This window comes from Paucibacter hankyongi, from assembly GCF_037482915.1.
In the GTDB taxonomy this organism is placed as follows: domain Bacteria; phylum Pseudomonadota; class Gammaproteobacteria; order Burkholderiales; family Burkholderiaceae_C; genus Paucibacter_A; species Paucibacter_A hankyongi.
Window position 1 is genome coordinate 60,899 of record NZ_JBBHJX010000013.1, and the last position, 15,411, is coordinate 76,309.

Annotated in this window: 16 protein-coding genes; 7 read left to right on the forward strand and 9 right to left on the reverse strand. The window is 64.0% G+C overall.

Annotated features, from left to right (window positions below; translation table 11 throughout):
* Positions 1-14 precede the first annotated feature (14 nt).
* Complete coding sequence (locus WG899_RS17195; RefSeq protein ID WP_339596943.1) at positions 15-683, reverse strand: hypothetical protein; 669 nt, start codon at positions 681-683, stop codon at positions 15-17.
* Between the two features lie 318 nt (positions 684-1,001).
* On the opposite strand from WG899_RS17195, the gene WG899_RS17200 reads away from it, so the two are divergent.
* Entirely contained in the window at positions 1,002-2,669 is a 1,668-nt protein-coding gene (locus tag WG899_RS17200; RefSeq protein ID WP_339596878.1) for an NAD(P)/FAD-dependent oxidoreductase, read from the forward strand.
* A gap of 36 nt (positions 2,670-2,705) precedes the next feature.
* Here WG899_RS17200 and WG899_RS17205 read toward each other — a convergent pair whose 3' ends face one another.
* From WG899_RS17205 to WG899_RS17215, 3 genes are all read right to left on the reverse strand, one after another.
* Entirely contained in the window at positions 2,706-3,566 is an 861-nt protein-coding gene (locus tag WG899_RS17205) for a hypothetical protein (protein ID WP_339596879.1), read from the reverse strand.
* A 60-nt stretch (positions 3,567-3,626) separates the two neighbouring features.
* On the reverse strand, positions 3,627-4,526 hold the full coding sequence (locus tag WG899_RS17210) for a TIGR02285 family protein (RefSeq protein ID WP_339596880.1): 900 nt from the start codon (positions 4,524-4,526) through the stop codon (positions 3,627-3,629).
* Between the two features lie 93 nt (positions 4,527-4,619).
* The gene (locus WG899_RS17215; protein WP_339596881.1) at positions 4,620-4,856 is read right to left on the reverse strand and encodes a hypothetical protein; all 237 of its coding nucleotides are present in this window, start codon (positions 4,854-4,856) and stop codon (positions 4,620-4,622) included.
* 78 nt (positions 4,857-4,934) lie between these two features.
* Here WG899_RS17215 and WG899_RS17220 point away from each other — a divergent pair, with 78 nt between their 5' ends.
* The gene (locus tag WG899_RS17220) at positions 4,935-5,219 is read left to right on the forward strand and encodes a DUF427 domain-containing protein (RefSeq protein WP_339596882.1); all 285 of its coding nucleotides are present in this window, start codon (positions 4,935-4,937) and stop codon (positions 5,217-5,219) included.
* 13 nt (positions 5,220-5,232) lie between these two features.
* Here the strand turns inward: WG899_RS17220 and mltA are convergent, their stop codons facing one another.
* On the reverse strand, positions 5,233-6,348 hold the full coding sequence (mltA, locus tag WG899_RS17225; protein WP_339596883.1) for a murein transglycosylase A: 1,116 nt from the start codon (positions 6,346-6,348) through the stop codon (positions 5,233-5,235).
* 88 nt (positions 6,349-6,436) lie between these two features.
* Between mltA and WG899_RS17230 the strand changes: the two genes are divergently transcribed.
* Complete coding sequence (locus WG899_RS17230; protein WP_339596884.1) at positions 6,437-6,568, forward strand: hypothetical protein; 132 nt, start codon at positions 6,437-6,439, stop codon at positions 6,566-6,568.
* Here WG899_RS17230 and tlpB read toward each other — a convergent pair.
* Both tlpB and apaG read right to left on the reverse strand, forming a co-directional pair.
* Complete coding sequence (gene tlpB / locus WG899_RS17235) at positions 6,559-8,607, reverse strand: transporter-like protein TlpB (RefSeq protein ID WP_339596885.1); 2,049 nt, start codon at positions 8,605-8,607, stop codon at positions 6,559-6,561. The genes WG899_RS17230 and tlpB overlap by 10 nt on opposite strands.
* Positions 8,607-8,981, reverse strand: a complete 375-nt coding sequence (apaG, locus tag WG899_RS17240; protein ID WP_339596886.1) for a Co2+/Mg2+ efflux facilitator ApaG/CorD — start codon at positions 8,979-8,981, stop codon at positions 8,607-8,609. Before apaG ends, tlpB begins: the two co-directional genes overlap by 1 nt.
* Positions 8,982-9,075: 94 nt before the next feature.
* On the opposite strand from apaG, the gene WG899_RS17245 reads away from it, so the two are divergent.
* Genes WG899_RS17245 through WG899_RS17255 form a run of 3 tightly spaced genes read left to right on the forward strand, consistent with a single transcriptional unit; the run spans position 9,076 to position 10,932 of the window.
* Positions 9,076-9,696 (forward strand): DNA-3-methyladenine glycosylase I, encoded by a 621-nt coding sequence (locus WG899_RS17245; RefSeq protein WP_339596887.1) that lies wholly within the window; start codon positions 9,076-9,078, stop codon positions 9,694-9,696.
* A 51-nt stretch (positions 9,697-9,747) separates the two neighbouring features.
* The gene (gene rpe, locus WG899_RS17250; protein WP_339596888.1) at positions 9,748-10,431 is read left to right on the forward strand and encodes a ribulose-phosphate 3-epimerase; all 684 of its coding nucleotides are present in this window, start codon (positions 9,748-9,750) and stop codon (positions 10,429-10,431) included.
* 6 nt (positions 10,432-10,437) lie between these two features.
* Positions 10,438-10,932, forward strand: a complete 495-nt coding sequence (locus WG899_RS17255; RefSeq protein WP_339596889.1) for a low molecular weight protein-tyrosine-phosphatase — start codon at positions 10,438-10,440, stop codon at positions 10,930-10,932.
* 21 nt (positions 10,933-10,953) lie between these two features.
* On the opposite strand, the gene WG899_RS17260 is transcribed toward WG899_RS17255, so the two are convergent.
* The gene (locus WG899_RS17260) at positions 10,954-11,388 is read right to left on the reverse strand and encodes a response regulator (RefSeq protein ID WP_339596890.1); all 435 of its coding nucleotides are present in this window, start codon (positions 11,386-11,388) and stop codon (positions 10,954-10,956) included.
* A 113-nt stretch (positions 11,389-11,501) separates the two neighbouring features.
* Positions 11,502-12,557, reverse strand: a complete 1,056-nt coding sequence (locus tag WG899_RS17265) for an alkene reductase (RefSeq protein WP_339596891.1) — start codon at positions 12,555-12,557, stop codon at positions 11,502-11,504.
* Positions 12,558-12,855: 298 nt separating this feature from the next.
* Here WG899_RS17265 and WG899_RS17270 point away from each other — a divergent pair, with 298 nt between their 5' ends.
* The gene (locus WG899_RS17270; RefSeq protein WP_339596892.1) at positions 12,856-15,405 is read left to right on the forward strand and encodes an ABC transporter permease; all 2,550 of its coding nucleotides are present in this window, start codon (positions 12,856-12,858) and stop codon (positions 15,403-15,405) included.
* Positions 15,406-15,411: the final 6 nt, after the last annotated feature.

Sequence of the window (15,411 nt, forward strand, 5' to 3'; positions counted from 1 at the left end):
TCGGGCTCTCGGGACTACTTCCGGCTCGGCGGGCCGGTGCCAAACACGGCATTGGCCAAGGCCTCAATGAAGCCCCCCGCGCCGGGGCTGGCGCTCTCTTCTGGCGGCGCACTGCGGGTTTGTTCGGCCAGGCGCAGGTAGCGGTCCCGCTGCGACGCGGAACCCAGTCTGTGCCAGCCCTCGGCCGTCATCTCGTATTGGTTCGCCAAGCGTTCGCGACGCTGCTGCGGGTTCTCGCGCGCCGGGTTGTTGATCGAGGCGCAGGCGCTCAGGCCAAGCAATAGTGCGAGCGGGGCGAGCAAGCCGGACAGATGGCTGCAACGCCGAGCACGGTTTTGGTTTCTCATCGGGCGCTTCGCAGGGGAATTCATTGGCCCATGCTGGCCAAGGCGGGTGGGCAAGGCAAGCGCCGCTTGCAAAGTGCTGCTTTTTGAGGTCTCGGGCAGCGGTTTTTGCCACCTCTTGGCGCGAATGTGCACAAGAAAAACCTGGGCCTGTTTGGGCAAATCGGTATTCCAAAGTAAAATGCTCGATTCATTCCAACTCTGCCGCGTCGAGTTTGGGCGATTTTCTTGCTCGATCAGTGCCGCGTCTTTACTTGTTTTACTCGTAAGGGGGTTGGTGGACTTTGCTTTTTGCAACCAATCCTTTGTTCCGGAGCCATTCATGGGCAACAAAATCATCACCGAAGCCGCACGTCGCGCTACCCCCCGCCCTGTCGCCCCCAAGGGCGTGACCTTCACTGCTCCCCGTGGCCAGAAGTGCAGCCTCGAGCGTGGTTCGCACACTCGCAGCAAGAAGAACCCTGGCAAGCGTTGCAGCAACGGCGGTTGATTGCCGTCGCTTGTCACTGACGTCGGCGCCCGCATCGGGTCGACGTCGGGCAGGGAAATGAGATGAGGCCCCGTTCAGGGCCTCATCTCATTTCTGCGCTACGCTTTTGCATGGATCGCGCACGCCAGCGCAGCCATTTCCCCTTCTTCAATCGCTGAACGACAGCCATGATTCGTATCACCGAACTCCGTCTGCCGCTGAATCACACCGAGGACGCGTTGCGTCCCGCCGTCGTGCAGCGTTTGGGTCTGCACACTGACGCCGACTTGCTGGCTTTTCATGTCTTCAAGCGCAGCTATGACGCGCGCAAGAAGTCGGCCATTCAGCTGATCTACACCCTGGACTGCGAGCTGAGCGACGAGGCCGCGGCGTTGCAGCGCTTCGAGGGCGATCCGCACATCAAGCCCAGCCCGGACACCCAGTACAAGTTTGTTGGCCATGCGCCGGCTGACTTTTTCACCCCCGAGGCGCAGCGCCGTCCGCTGGTGATCGGTTTCGGCCCCTGCGGCATCTTCGCTGCCCTGATCCTGGCGCAGATGGGGCTGCGGCCCATCGTGCTGGAGCGCGGCAAAGACGTGCGCCAGCGCACCAAGGACACCTGGGGCCTGTGGCGCGAAAGCGAGCTGAACCCGGAGTCGAATGTGCAATTCGGCGAGGGCGGTGCCGGCACTTTCTCGGACGGCAAGCTCTGGAGCCAGATCTCTGACCCGCGCCATCTGACCCGCAAGGTCTTGACCGAGTTCGTCAAGGCCGGTGCGCCCGAAGAAATCCTTTTTGTCAGCAAGCCGCACATCGGCACCTTCCGTTTGGTGTCCATGGTGATCAAGATGCGCGCCGATATCGAGGCCTTGGGCGGCGAGATTCGTTTCGAGCAAAAGGTCACCGATGTCTTGATCGAAGACGGCCCCAAGGGCAAGCATATTCGCGGCGTCACCCTGGCCTCGGGCGAGCAGATTGCCTCTGATCATGTGGTGCTGGCCCTGGGCCACAGCGCCCGCGACACCTTCACGATGCTGCATGAGCGTGGCGTCTATATGGAGGCCAAGCCTTTCTCCATCGGCTACCGCATCGAGCATCCGCAAAGCGTGATTGACGCGGCGCGCTTCGGCGCCAGCGCCGGTCACCCGATCTTGGGTGCGGCCGATTACAAGCTGGTGCACCACGCCAAGAATGGCCGCTCGGTCTACAGCTTTTGCATGTGCCCCGGCGGCACGGTGGTGGCCGCCACCAGCGAGCCGCTGCGCGTCGTCACCAATGGCATGAGCCAGTATTCGCGCAATGAGCGCAATGCCAATGCCGGCATCGTGGTGGGCATCAACCCGCAAGACTATCGGCAAGACGGCAAGCATGAAGGCCCGGTCAGCCCGCTCGACGGCATGGCCTTCCAGCGCATCTGGGAAAGCCGCGCTTATGAGCTGGGCGAGGGCGGCTACATGGCGCCGGGTGCCTTGGTGGGCGACTTCATCAAGCGTCAGCGCTCCAAGGTGCTGGGCAATGTGGAGCCCTCTTACAAGCCCGGCGTGACCCTGACCGATCTCCAGCAAAAAGGCCGCGGCAGTCTGCCCGAGTATTGCTTGGACGCGATCCGCGAGGCCTTGCCGGCCTTCGAACGCCAGATCAAGGGCTTCTCGCGCGCCGATGCGGTCTTGACCGGGGTTGAGACGCGCACCTCGTCGCCGCTGCGCATCACTCGTGGGCGCGACTACCAAAGCCTCAATGTGCAGGGCCTTTACCCCGCCGGTGAAGGTGCGGGTTATGCCGGCGGCATCATGTCCGCCGGGGTGGATGGCATCGAGGTGGCCGAGGCCTTGGGTGCCGCCATTTTGAAAGCCTAAGGCAACGCCGGCCGAGTCGCGTTAGGCGGCGCTGCCTCAGCGCCCAAATTGGGGTTTGCTGCGCCGAGCATAGAACTGCTCGATCAGTGGTTTGATTTGCTCCAAGGACTGTTGGCCACCCCACTCGCCCGCGGCTTTGCGTAAATGCGCTGCCGCCTCGGGTGTGCCCAGTACCTCGTCAATGGCTTGGATAGCCGCCAAGCCCCAGGGCGTGCGAGGGCAGGCAATGCTGATCACCAGGGGCTGTGTCGCTCCTTGAATGGGCAGGCGGATCAAGTCATCGGTGGCCAGCTGCCGTTGCCGCATTTGCGCCAAGGCCGCGCCGGAGTCGATCAAGTAGTCGGTGCGGCCGCGCGTCAACATGTCTTGCAGCCGCTCGCCATAGCCCGCGGTGGCGTAGTCGGCCAACTGTTTGCTGCCCACATACTGACTCACGAGTTGGTCGATGTGTTCGCCGTAGCTTCGACCTCGGGAGACGGCTCCCTGCAACTGTCCTTGGCTCAGTAGTGCTGCCAGGTCCACCTCGTTCGCCTTGTTACGGGGCGCCAGGTCGAGTTTGGATTTCCGCATCAACAGTTCGGCCGGCGCGGCCAGCATCTGGTCGGTGAAATAGGCCTCCGACTCGCGTGCTGCGGTTCGCACCGTCAGTGCGCGGCACACCGGTTCGCCCCTTTGAATCATCTGCCAGCTGCGTATCGAGTTGGCGGACAAGTATTCATGGCGAATCTGCGGCAGCTTGCCGGCGATGTAGCTGAGTGTAGGGTTCGTTTTGCTCGCGTCTGCCTTCAGCCAGATGATGCGTTCAATAGGAACCGGCGCCGCCCTCACGCCCGGCGCCGCAACTGCGGCCTGAGCCGAGCCGGCCACCAGCACAAGACTCATGAGCAGAAGCTTCATCAAGCGGGCGTCCAATTGAGCAGAGAGTGGCCCCGAGTTTAGGGCTTGCCGGCACTGCGCTCAAAAGCTCTTGCTGGGCCGCGCGCGCTCTTTGTAGAAGGCATCTTGGCGCGCAGCGCAGACGCGCCGGGCCTCGGGCCGCAGCAGCCGGTCGGAGGATTCCCGCAGCATGGCCACGCCGGCCGGCGTGCCCAAGGCACGGTCAATCGAGGTGATGGCCGCCAGTCCCCAGGCATTGCGCGGGCAGGCAACGCCGCCGACGACCAGTTCGCTGGCGCCCTGGATGGGCAGGCTTCGCAAGGTTTCTTGGCTGGACTCCGGGGCTTTGCTGAGCATGAGGTCCATCGAGGTGGGATAGTCGATCAGGTAGTCGGCCCGATCGGCCTGCAGCATCTGCAGCAGCTTGCCCCCAAAGTCGCCGTGCGAGTGGCTGACCACGGCTCGGTTGTCGGGCCGAGCCGCGATGATGGCATCGATGTAGTCGCCGTAGCTGCGCCGGTCGGTCAGGGCGCCACGCAGTCGACCGTCCGCCAAAAGCTTGGCCAGATCAACCTCTCCATGGGCATCACGCGGCAGGGCGTCGACCTTGTCGGCGCGCACGATCAGCTGCATCGGCGCCAGCAGCAGGGTGTTGCTGAAATAGGCGATCCGTTCACGCTCGCTGGATCGAATCAAGGAAGCGTGACAGGCGGGTTCCCCTTGCTCCAACATCTGCAGGCTGCGCTTGGCATTGGCGCGCACCACGCTGTGCTCAATGGCGGGCAGTTGCGCCGCCACAAATTTCACCAGTTTGTCTGCGACGCCGAAGCCGACCCGGCTTTGGCCGATTTGCGTCGCGTCCGGGGTCAACCAGACGATGCTCTTCACCGGCGGAAGCGGCGATGCGGTGTTGGCTTGGGCGGGTCGGGTGATCAACAGGCTCAGTACGCTGCCGAGCAGAAACAAAGGAAACGGAATCACCACAAGGAGTCAGGCTGCAAAGGTGCGCCAGCATATGCGCAAGTCGATGACGAACAGACCCGGTATATGCCCGATATGGCAGGCCCTTGTGCGCTATGCGCCCAGCAACTCGATCAGTTCTTTGACGAATTCCAAGGCCTCTTCGGGCGTAGCGAAATAGCTCTCGCCACCCAGGTCGGCGGCGTCTCCCTCGGGGCCGATATGCACGATGGACCAGCCCTGTGCGCCACCGTCAATGGCGCAGATGCCAAAACTGCCGGGGGCCAAGTCCTTGGCCGAGCCTGAGGTGATGAAGATGTCTTTGTCGAGGTGGGAGTAATAGCGTTTCACCGTCGCATTGTCGGCGCTCTGTCCGATACTTCGGCCAAGCGCATGCGCGTTGATGAATGAACCTGAGGAGATAAGGGCATGACAAAGGCAGTCTGGAATGGTGTCGTGGTGGCCGAGAGTGCCAACACCGTGATGGTGGAAGGCAATCACTACTTCCCGCCCGAGGCATTGAAGCGCGAATACACCAGCTTCAGCAACCACCGCAGCGGCTGCGCCTGGAAAGGCCAAGCCCATTACCTGAGCCTGTTCGTCAATGGCGAAATGAACCCCGACGCCGTTTGGTTCTATCCCGAGCCCACCGAGGCTGCCGCTGAGATCAAGGGTCACTACGCTTTTTGGAAGGGCGTGGAGATTCAGGACTGAGCTCGCCCCAGCCTCAACGACCCGCTGCTGGCCACAGCGCCCACAACCGTAACGGCTGCTTCATCCGGCCGGCTTGCTGCTCGGCCTCCGCGCCCCAGCCCCAGAAGTAGTCGGCGCGAACTGCGCCGGTGATGGCGCTGCCGGTGTCTTGAGCCATCATCAGGCGGCGCAGCGGTGTGCCGCTGAGCGGCTCGCTGGCGTCGAGCCAGACCGGGGTGCCATAGGGAATGCTGGCCTTGTCGACGGCGATCGAGCGGCCGGGCGTCAGGGGCACGCCCTGCGCGCCACGCGGCCCTTGGTTGGGGTCAGGCAGCGGCTCTTCGCGGAAAAAAACGTAGCGAGGGTTGCTCCAGAGCAGTTCGCGTGCCTGTTGCGGATTGCGCTTGAGCCAGTCACGAATGCTGGGCCAAGAAGCCTCACCGGGGCGCAACTCGCCGCGTTCGATCAAGGCCTTGCCGATGGACTGATAGGGCTGGTCGTTATGTCCGGCAAAGGCCATGCGCACCCATTGTTGGCGGCCGGCGCTGTCGCTGATACGCAGGCGACCGGAGCCTTGGATCTGTAGCACCAGCAGGTCCAGCGGATCTTCCAGAAACGCCAGCTCATTGGCGCGCAAGCGGCTGCGCAGCTGCGGGTCCGACTCGATCTGTTGGCGGGTGAAATAGGGGCGGCGCTGGTTCAGGTCGGTGGGCGGCGCCAGCACCGGCACTTGAAAGCCGGCCAGCGGCCGTCTTGTGGCGTCCAACATCGGTTCGAAATAGCCGGTCACCAAACCTTGCGACTCACCTTGGTGGCTCTCGACCCGATAGGGTTTCAGATGCTGCATCAGCCACAGCGCCGCTTGTGCGTCATCGCTGGGCACTTGAGTTTGGTTGATGCGTGCGCACAGCCCCGCCCAGCCTTCGGCCGGCCGGACGCAGCCACGCGACAGCGCCGGCCACAACTCGGCGGCCCGGTCTGCGCCCCAGCCGGGTAGCTCGCTCCAGTCCGCCTCGACCCAGCGCGAGCGTTCACGCAGCAGCACCGCCCGCGCTCGCTGCGCCTCGGCGCCGAGCGGGCTGCTTGGACTGCTCGGGTTTTGGACCTCCACCTTGCGCGGCGCCGCCGGATTGGCGTCTTGCGTGGGCATCGGCGTGCTGCACCCGACCAGTCCCCCTAGAATCGCGACCGTTGCGGCAGCCTGCCGCAGCAGGGTGCTGGCAGGAATCGAGGCTGCGATGGGATTGCTATTGCTGGAGGCGCTGGGCGCCTTGGCGCTGTTCGTGTTCATCATCTGGTGGACCATGTTCTCGGGCCGCAAAGGGGGCGAACGACGCCCCGAGGCGGACTCCGACGATCGTCAAGGCTGATCGGACGACTCCGTCTGGGCTTGCTTGTCCCGCTTGGGCGGCAGCAGAAAGCTGCGCGGCTGTTCGCGCAGCCGGCGCCAGATGGCTGAGCTGAGTCGGGCCCGGTCGGCCAGTCGAATACCGCGCGAACGCAGCGCCACCTTCAGGGCCAGAAAAAAGCTGACGCTGAGGTTCAGCACACCGGTCAAGGCGATGCCGGCCACACACCACCAGAAGTCGGCCATGCCAAAGATGTCCAGGCCGAGCGCGCCAATCGCCGCCGCCAGTTGCCCGGTCGACAGGGTGACGTGACGCACATCCAGCGGCAGGCCCACAAAGTTCAGCAAGACCGGCACCAAGCCCAGCATCATGCCGAGCGAGACATTGGCGGCCACGCCGGAGATGTTGTCGCGCCACCAATGCGCCCAGCGCTGCGCACGGGCTTGGCCGAGCCTGGCGATCACGCCAGGGTTCCAGGCAATGGCGCTTTCCAGACGGTGCAGCACAAACCAGTTTTCAACCCAGCCGGCCACCATGCTGCTGGCGAACAGCAAGACGCCGGTGAAGGCGGCGAACAGCGCCGAGGGGCCGAGCAGGGTCAGCGAGTGCAAGACGTAATGCGCCGCCTTCTCGCCCACCATCGGGGCGCCAAAGAGCAGCCAGCTGCCCAGTTGCACGGCCAGCACAATCGGCGCCACCACGGCCAGATTGCCGAAGATGCCGGCGAACTGCGAGCGCAGCAAATTGGCCACCTCGTCGACAAAGCTGTTCAGCCCGGCCTCGTCGTCAATGTGCTCGAGCTTGTGGGCCATCGCCGGCGCCGTCATGGCCGGCTGCTTGGTGGCCACCGTCCAATGCAGCAGGTGGATGATCAAAAAGCTCATCGCGTAATTGGCGCCGGACCAAAAGCCGGTCCAAAAGGCGCTCAGGCCGATTGCAATGACGCTGAACTTGGCAAAAGTGGTGCCGGCGATGATGGCCCCACCACCGGCCGCATGCTTGAGCATCAAGCGGTAGTCGGCCCGGTCACGCGTGATGTAGTGCTCGCCGGTTTCGGCGCTGCGTTCGGCCACCTTGCGGGCGAGCAGCGAATAGTGGCTGGAAAACAGCTGCGTGATACTGCGGCGCTCATGCACCACCCGCACCAGACTGGCCAGCAGGCGGGCCATCTCGCGCTGCGGGTGTTCGGCCACCAGACAGTCCAGCAGGGCCTCAATGCGCAGAATGCGTGCCTGCACTTGTTCGAGTGCGAAAACGATCTCGATCGAGACGCCGTGCGCTTCCAAGTGTTCGGGAATGCTGGCCGCCGCGCGCCGGCAGGCGTCCAGCAGCGCACGCAGGTATTGCAGCGCTTGCGTGGTCGCGGTGTCATCGCCGTCTCGCACCGCGTCGACCAGGTCATCGCAGGCGCTGGCCAATTGTTCGAACGGTTGGCCGACCAGTAACTCTGCGCTCATGCGGCGCCGCAGCGCGCCGGCCAGTCCTTCGGCGCGGACCGAGCTGACCAGCGTGGTCAGCCCGCTCAGCATGGGCGCCTGCCAATCCTTGATCGGCGTATGACCGGCGCCTTGCGAGGCCGACTGCAGCAGGCGTGTCAGGCGTTGCAGCAAATCATCGTCCAGGGCGAGCAACCAATGTTCGTCCGACTCGTCCGGGAACAGCAGGTCGAACAACTCGCCCAGGTCGGTGGTGTCGGCGGTGCGCGGCAGCAGGCGTTGACGCAGTCGGTGCACAAACTCGCCCCACAGGGCCACGCGCGGCGCGAAGCCGACATCGGCAAACAGGCCGATGGCGTCGACGTCCCGCCAGATCGAATTCAGCACGCCGGCGAACGCGCGCGCATGTTCAGGGTTGCGCTCCAGCACGTTGAGCAGATGCTTGAGCCGCAGCACCGGCAGCGCTGTGCTGCCGCCGCCTACTTCATCGCGGGTGGCCGGGTGGCGCAGCCACTCCAGCAGGCGGGCCAGCCACAGATTGCGGTTGGCCAGGCGCGCGCGTGGGTCGGCGGCGTTCAACAGGGCGGTGAGGTCCCAGCTCTGCGCCGAACGCAACCAAGCCATCAATGCAGGGCGCCGCTGTCGGCGAGCATGAACTCGGGCACCTCGGTATAGAACACTTCGGCCGCTTCGGTGACGCACAGCAGCTTGCCATGCATGCTGCCCTGCGGCGTGGCGATCTGGGCCCAGGAGCTGTACTGGAACTTCTCGCCCGGCGCCAGCAGCGGCTGGTGGCCGACCAGGGCCAGGCCATCGACGGTCTGCTCGGTGCCCTGGGCATCGGTGATGTGCCAATGGCGGCCGATCACCTGGGCGGTGATGTCGCCGGTGTTCTCGATCGTGATCTGGTAGCTGAAGGCGTGCACGCCCTGCTGTGCGTCGGTTTGTTCGGGCAGCACTTGCACCAGCACGCTGCACTTGAGTTGCGGATTAGCCATGGCCTGATTCTAGGCGGCCAGGCTGGCGAGCTGCAGCATTCCTTCTGCCTGTTGGCCGCTATGCTGCGATCCTTGCTTTCGTTCGCGCTGTGCCATGAACCCAGACCAAGCCTTCTACCTGCCGCCCGATGGCCGTCCTCGCTGCCGCTGGTGTGCTGCGGCCGCCGGTGACGCCGGCTATCTGCATTACCACGACACCGAATGGGGCTTTCCGGTCGCCGATGACAAACGCTTGTTCGAGAAGCTCTGTCTGGAGGGTTTTCAGTCGGGCCTGTCCTGGCGCACCATCCTGAACAAGCGAGAGGCCTTCCGGGCCGGTTTTGCTGGATTTGACTTCGAGCGGGTGGCGCGTTTTGGCGAGGTGGATGTTGAGCGCCTTCTGCAAGACGCCGGCATCGTGCGGCACCGCGGCAAGATCGAAGCGGTCATCAATAATGCGCAGCGCTGCCTTGAACTGGTGGCCGAGCAGGGTTCGCTAGCTCGCTATATCTGGCGCTTCGAACCTGAGCCGCTGGACACGCCGCAGCCCGCCACCGAGACCGAGGCTTCGCGCGCCTTGTCCAAGGACTTGAAGCGCCGCGGCTGGAAGTTCGTCGGCCCCACCACCATGTATGCCTTCATCCAATCGATGGGTTTGGTCAATGACCATGGCAGCGACTGCGTCACGCGCGCCGAGGTGCTGGCGGCGCGGCGCGCCTTCAATCCACCGCGCTGAAGCCGGGCCTTTTAGAATCGCCCTTTTTCTGCATCACCCGGACGGTCCGCCATGAGCACCAATTTCTGTATTGCCCCCAGCATTCTTTCGGCCGACTTTGCCCGCCTGGGCGAGGAGGTGCGCAACGTTCTGGCGGCCGGTGCCGACTGGATCCACTTCGATGTGATGGACAACCATTACGTGCCCAATCTGACCTTCGGGCCCATGGTCTGCGAAGCGCTGCGCAAGCACTCGGTCAAGCCGGACGGCACGCCATGCCCGATCGATGTGCACCTGATGGTGGAGCCGGTGGACAGCCTGGCCGTCGCCTTTGCCAAGGCCGGCGCCGACATGGTGACCTTCCACCCCGATGCTTCCAAGCATGTGGACCGCACCCTGCAACTGATCAAGGCCGAGGGCAAGCAAGCCGGCCTTGTCTTCAACCCGGCCGAGCCGCTGGATGTGTTGGAGTGGGTGATCGACAAGGTGGACATGATTCTGATCATGAGCGTCAACCCCGGCTTCGGCGGCCAGAGCTTTTTGCCCAGCGCGCTGAAGAAGCTGGAAGCCGCTCGCAAAATCATCGACAAGAGCGGCCGCAATATCCGCCTTGAGATTGACGGAGGCGTGAAGGTGGACAACATCCGCCAGATCGCTGACGCTGGCGCCGACACCTTTGTGGCCGGCTCGGCCATCTTCGGCAAGCCCGACTACAAGGCCGTCATCGACGCGATGCGCGCCGAGTTGGCGCGCTGATCGGCCGTGCCTTCGGTTCTGTTCGTCTGCACGGCCAATATCTGCCGCTCGCCCATGGCCGAGGCGGTGCTGAAAGCGCGCCGCGAATCGCTGGGGCTGGGCGCCGCCTCAGCGTTTGAAATGGTGCAATCGGCCGGTGCACGAGCCGGCCCGCGCGGCGAGCCCATCGATGCGCGCGCGCTGGCGGCCTTGCAGCGGGCTCAGCTCTCGGTCGAAAAGAAGTGGCGCTCCAAGCGGGTGCAGCCCGAAGACTTTGAGCGTTATGACTTGGTTTTGGCCATGGAGGCCGATAACCTGGCGGTGCTGCGCAAACTCTGCCCACCGGAGTTGCAGCACAAGTTGCATTTGCTCTTGGACTTTGTGCCCGGTCTGGAAGGGCAAGACGTGCCCGACCCTTACTTCGGCCCGGCCGCCGGCTTTGACCATGTGCTGGCTTTGATCGAGCGCGGCGTGGCCGGTTTGGGCGAGGCCTGGCGCAAGGGCAGCTTGCCCAAGGTCTGAACCGACTCGCTGTCGCGGGCTTCAGGCCACCATCACGTGGCGGTTCTTCAGCACGAGGTGAATCTTGTCGCCAATGGTGTCCTTGTTGAAAGGTTTCACCACATAGCCGCTTGCGCCGAGCTGGGCGGCGCGCACGATGTCTTCCTTGCGGCCCTCGGCCGTGACCAGTAGCACCGGTACTTGGCGCAACTCGCTGCCCTCGGGCTTTTGGCGCAGCGCTTCCAGCAGTTGGAAGCCGTTCATCACCGGCATATTGATGTCGCTGAGCACAAAGTGCACCGGCTCGCCCGACTCGGCCGCCACCTCCAGGGTGCGTAGCGCCACTTGGCCGTCCTCGGCCTCCAAGATCTTGCGAAAGCCCAGCTCGCGCAGCAGGCCCGAGATGATGCGGCGCATGGTCGAAAAATCGTCCACCACCAAGAAACAGAAATCTTCGCGTTTGATCGTCGTGACCATGCCGAGTCATCCTCCGTCGTGTGTTGCCATCCTACCTAGGCCCGCGGTTCCACACTCCAAAACACAAAGGGCAGCCCTGAGGCTGCCCGCGAATCTGTGAATCTTTACTCAGCTCAGAGCGTGGGGTAATCGGTGTAGCCCTTGGCACCCGGCGTGTAGAAGGTGCTGGCGTCCACTGCATTGAGCGCGGCGCCGGCCTTGAGTCGGGCAGGCAGGTCCGGGTTGGCGAGGAAGCTGGTGCCGAAAGCGACGGCATCAAGCAAGCCGGACTCAATGGCCTGTTCGGCCTCTTCGCCGCTGTAGCCCATATTGCCAATCAGCACGCCCTTGTACTTGGCGCGCGCCGCCGGCATGACGTCGGCCTTTTGCACCTGGAAGAAGTCGGCCCGCATCACATGCAGATAGGCCAGCTTGTAGTCATTCAGGCGCTCGGCCAGGAAGCCGATCAGGGCGACCGGGTCGCTGTCCACCATGCTGTTGTAGCTGTTCAGCGGCGACAGGCGCAGGCCCACGCGCTCCGCGCCGATGGCCGCAGTGACGGCAGTGAGCACTTCGAACAGGAAGCGCGCACGGTTCTCCAAAGATCCACCATAGGCATCGCTGCGCTTGTTGACGCCGTCACGCAGAAACTGGTCGATCAAATAGCCGTTGGCGCCATGCACCTCGACGCCGTCGAAGCCGGCGGCGATGGCATTGCGAGCCGCTTGCGCGTAGGCCTCGACGATGGCGGGTAACTCATCGGCGCGCAACTCTCGCGGCTGCGCATTCGGCAACTTGCCTTGCGGGGTGTGCACATCGCCCTCGATGGCGACATTGCAAGAGGAGACGTTCTCAGCCCCGTCATTGGCCGCTGGGTGAGCGGCGCGGCCGGAGTGCCAGATCTGCATGAAGATGCGGCCGCCCTTGGCGTGCACCGCGTCTGTGACCTGCTTCCAGGCTTGCACCTGCTCGGCGGAGTAGATGCCGGGTTCGTTCACGAAGGCTGACGTGCCGGGCGCCACCATGGTGCACTCGGTGATCAAGAGACCACCACTGGCGCGCTGGGCGTAGTACTCGGCCATCAAGGCATTGGGCATGTGGCCGGCATCGGCGCGGGTGCGCGTCAGCGGCGCCAGCAGCACGCGGTTGGGCAAGGTGAGGGCGCCGACTTGGAGTGGAGAGAACAGCATGAGTGAGACCTTGTTGGGCGAAACAAACTCAGACGGTATCAGTTCAAGCAAAGCCCTGGGGCCAGCGGGACTGCGGGAAATCAGTTAAGCGGTGAATTGACCCTCGGTAACGTCGCGGGGAAAAGGTCGGGACCTTGGGCTGAACCAGGCAGCGACTGCATTGGCTTGCCGCGTCCATCAACGGCTTCTGGTCGCACCCTGGCCGACTTGATCCATGCCATAGCGTGCTTCGTCACATCGCCGCGGCGGTGCGCCTCGGGCCCACCTACATTGGGCCACCCAGCTCCGGTGGACGCCTATGAACACCCCAAAGTTTGCCCTGTTGATGACACTGCGCGACTGGCGCGCGGGTGAATTGCAGTTCCTGTTGATTGCGCTGATGGTGTCGGTCGCGGCGATCGCTTCGGTGGGCTTTTTTGTCGACCGCATGCGGGCCAGTATGAACCGCGACGCGGGCCAGATGCTGGCCGCCGATTTGCGCGTTGCGAGCGTCAAACCGATTGAAGCCGGCTGGCCGGCGATGGCCGCGCAACACGGCCTGAAAACGGCCGAAACCGTCGAGACCCTCAGCGTCGCCATGGCGGGTAGTGGGGCGAATGCCCGTTCACACCTGGTCGGCGTCAAGGCGGTCAGCGCCGGCTACCCGCTGCGCGGCCAAATGCGCTTGAAGCAGGGTGAGCTCAGCGTTGCCACTCGCGACACGCCCACGCCGGGCAGCGCCTGGGTGGACGAACTGGTGCTGAGCGAGCTCAGACTGAAGCTCGGCGACACCTTGCAGCTCGGCGACAAGACGCTCAGGGTCACTCAAATCATCATCAGCGAACCCGATAGCAGCGGCGCCCTGCGCAGATTCGCCCCTCGCGTGATGATGGCCCAGGCGGATCTGGCCGCCACCCAATTGATCGGGCCGGCCTCGCAGGTCAGCTACCGATTGTTGCTGGCTGGCGCGCCAGCGGCCGTGGAGGCGGTCAAGAGCACGCTGCAGGCCGAGGCCGAGTCCCGAAAGTTGAAGGAGATCAGCTTCGATACGCTGGCAAGCAGCCGCGAGCAACTCGGGTCGGTGCTGAAAAACGGTGAGCAGTTCCTGGCCCTGGTGAGCCTGCTCTCGGCCATGCTGGCGGCGGTGGCGGTGGCGATGGCGGCACGCCGTTTCATGTGGCGTCACCTCGATGCCAGCGCGATGTTGCGCGTGTTGGGCCTAGCGCAAAATCAGCTCGGCACCGTCTACCTGCTTGAGTTCATGCTGGTCGGTTTGATCGGCTGCGCGTCGGGCGTGGCGATCGGTTTCCTTGGCCACTGGGTCTTGCTGGCCTTGCTGGGTCAAGTGCTCAGCCAGGAACTGCCCGCGCCGACCTGGCTGCCTGCCCTGCAATGCCTGGCCAGCGGTTTGGTCTTGCTGCTCGGCTTTGCCTTGCCGCCTTTGCTGCAACTGCGCCATGTGCCGCTCGCTCGGGTCCTGCGCCACGAGGCTATGCCGCTGAAGTGGCTGAGCTTGGCGAGTTATGGCCTGGGCCTGCTGGCCTTCACCGGCCTGCTGCTTTGGCAGACCGGCGAGCTCAAACTTGGCCTGCTCAGCATCGGCGGCTTCCTGCTCGGTTTTGCAGGCTTCGCGGGCGCTGCGATCTTGAGCCTGCGGGCGCTCAAACTGACGCGCCGCCTGTTCTCGGCCCATCCCACTTGGCGCTTCGCCATCACCGCCTTGCAGCGCCGGCCGGCCGCCACCGTGACCCAGATCGTCGCCTTGGCGGTGGGTTTGATGGCTTTGCTGCTTTTGACCGTGGTGCGCGGCGACTTGATGCAGTCCTGGAAAAACAGCGCGCCCGCCCATGCACCCAACCATGTGATCTTCAACATCATGCCGGCGCAACGCGCCGAGATCAGCGCCCGACTGGCCAAGATCGGTGCGCCCGAGATGCAGAGCTTGATGCGCGGCCGCCTGCTTCAAATCAACGGCAAGAACCTCGCCGACATCAAGTTCAGCGACGCCAAGGCGCTGCGCATAGGCGAGCAGGAGTTCGATTTCTCCGACCCTGCGACGCTGCCGCCTCACTATCAGCTCACGGCCGGCCGCTGGCATCTTCCTCAGCAAGCAAAGCATCAACAACCGCAGCCGGCCAGCGGGCAGCCGACCGAGGGCGAGGCCGAGGTGTCGGTGAGCGCCCGCCTTGCCAAGCGGCTGGAACTGAAATTGGGGGACCGCTTGAGTTTCGAGTTCGCCGGTCAGGCTTATAGCGCCAGCATCTCCAGCCTGCACAAGCAGACCGACGGCGTCCGGCAAATGGGCTTCTTCTTTTTGCTCAAACCCGACAGCAAGGTCGATCTGCCGCGCACCTACACGAGCAATTTCTATTTGCCGCCCGGCGAGCAGCTCTTGATCACCGGGCTGCTGCATGACTTTCCCAACCTGAGCGCAATAGATTTTGGCAGCCTGATTGAGCAGGCACGTGTGCTGCTGAACCAAGTTGCGTCGGCGGTCCAATTTCTATTCGTCTTCACCTTGGCCTCCGGCGTGCTGGTGCTGTATGCGGCCTTGGCCGGCTCGCAAGACCAGCGCATGCAGGAGGCCGCGCTTTTGCGCACGCTGGGTGCCACCCGTCAACAGCTTTCTAGAGCGCAGTGGATCGAATATCTGCTCATGGGCAGCTTGGCTGGACTGCTGGCCTCGGCTGGCGCTTCGGCCATCAGTTGGGCGCTGGCTCAATCGGTGTTTCACCTGGACTGGAGCTTCTCGCCGCTGCTCTGGCTGGCCGGCCTGAGCGTGGGCGCCGCCTGCGCGGTGCTGGGCGGGTGGATGGGGCTACGCAAGATCCTGCTGCAAGCGCCCTTGCTCAGTTTGCGTGGTGCCTAAGGCCGC

What these genes read in the sequence shown, in the direction of transcription:
- WG899_RS17200 (WP_339596878.1), top strand. Translation starts at nt 1,002, where the DNA reads ATGATTCGTATCACCGAACTCCGTCTGCCGCTGAATCACACCGAGGAC.
- WG899_RS17265 (WP_339596891.1), bottom strand. Translation starts at nt 12,557, where the DNA reads ATGCTGTTCTCTCCACTCCAAGTCGGCGCCCTCACCTTGCCCAACCGC.
- WG899_RS17205 (WP_339596879.1), bottom strand. Translation starts at nt 3,566, where the DNA reads ATGAAGCTTCTGCTCATGAGTCTTGTGCTGGTGGCCGGCTCGGCTCAG.
- WG899_RS17220 (WP_339596882.1), top strand. Translation starts at nt 4,935, where the DNA reads ATGACAAAGGCAGTCTGGAATGGTGTCGTGGTGGCCGAGAGTGCCAAC.
- mltA (WP_339596883.1), bottom strand. Translation starts at nt 6,348, where the DNA reads ATGCCCACGCAAGACGCCAATCCGGCGGCGCCGCGCAAGGTGGAGGTC.
- WG899_RS17260 (WP_339596890.1), bottom strand. Translation starts at nt 11,388, where the DNA reads ATGGTCACGACGATCAAACGCGAAGATTTCTGTTTCTTGGTGGTGGAC.
- apaG (WP_339596886.1), bottom strand. Translation starts at nt 8,981, where the DNA reads ATGGCTAATCCGCAACTCAAGTGCAGCGTGCTGGTGCAAGTGCTGCCC.
- WG899_RS17195 (WP_339596943.1), bottom strand. Translation starts at nt 683, where the DNA reads ATGATTTTGTTGCCCATGAATGGCTCCGGAACAAAGGATTGGTTGCAA.
- WG899_RS17270 (WP_339596892.1), top strand. Translation starts at nt 12,856, where the DNA reads ATGAACACCCCAAAGTTTGCCCTGTTGATGACACTGCGCGACTGGCGC.
- WG899_RS17245 (WP_339596887.1), top strand. Translation starts at nt 9,076, where the DNA reads ATGAACCCAGACCAAGCCTTCTACCTGCCGCCCGATGGCCGTCCTCGC.
- rpe (WP_339596888.1), top strand. Translation starts at nt 9,748, where the DNA reads ATGAGCACCAATTTCTGTATTGCCCCCAGCATTCTTTCGGCCGACTTT.
- WG899_RS17230 (WP_339596884.1), top strand. Translation starts at nt 6,437, where the DNA reads ATGGGATTGCTATTGCTGGAGGCGCTGGGCGCCTTGGCGCTGTTCGTG.
- tlpB (WP_339596885.1), bottom strand. Translation starts at nt 8,607, where the DNA reads ATGGCTTGGTTGCGTTCGGCGCAGAGCTGGGACCTCACCGCCCTGTTG.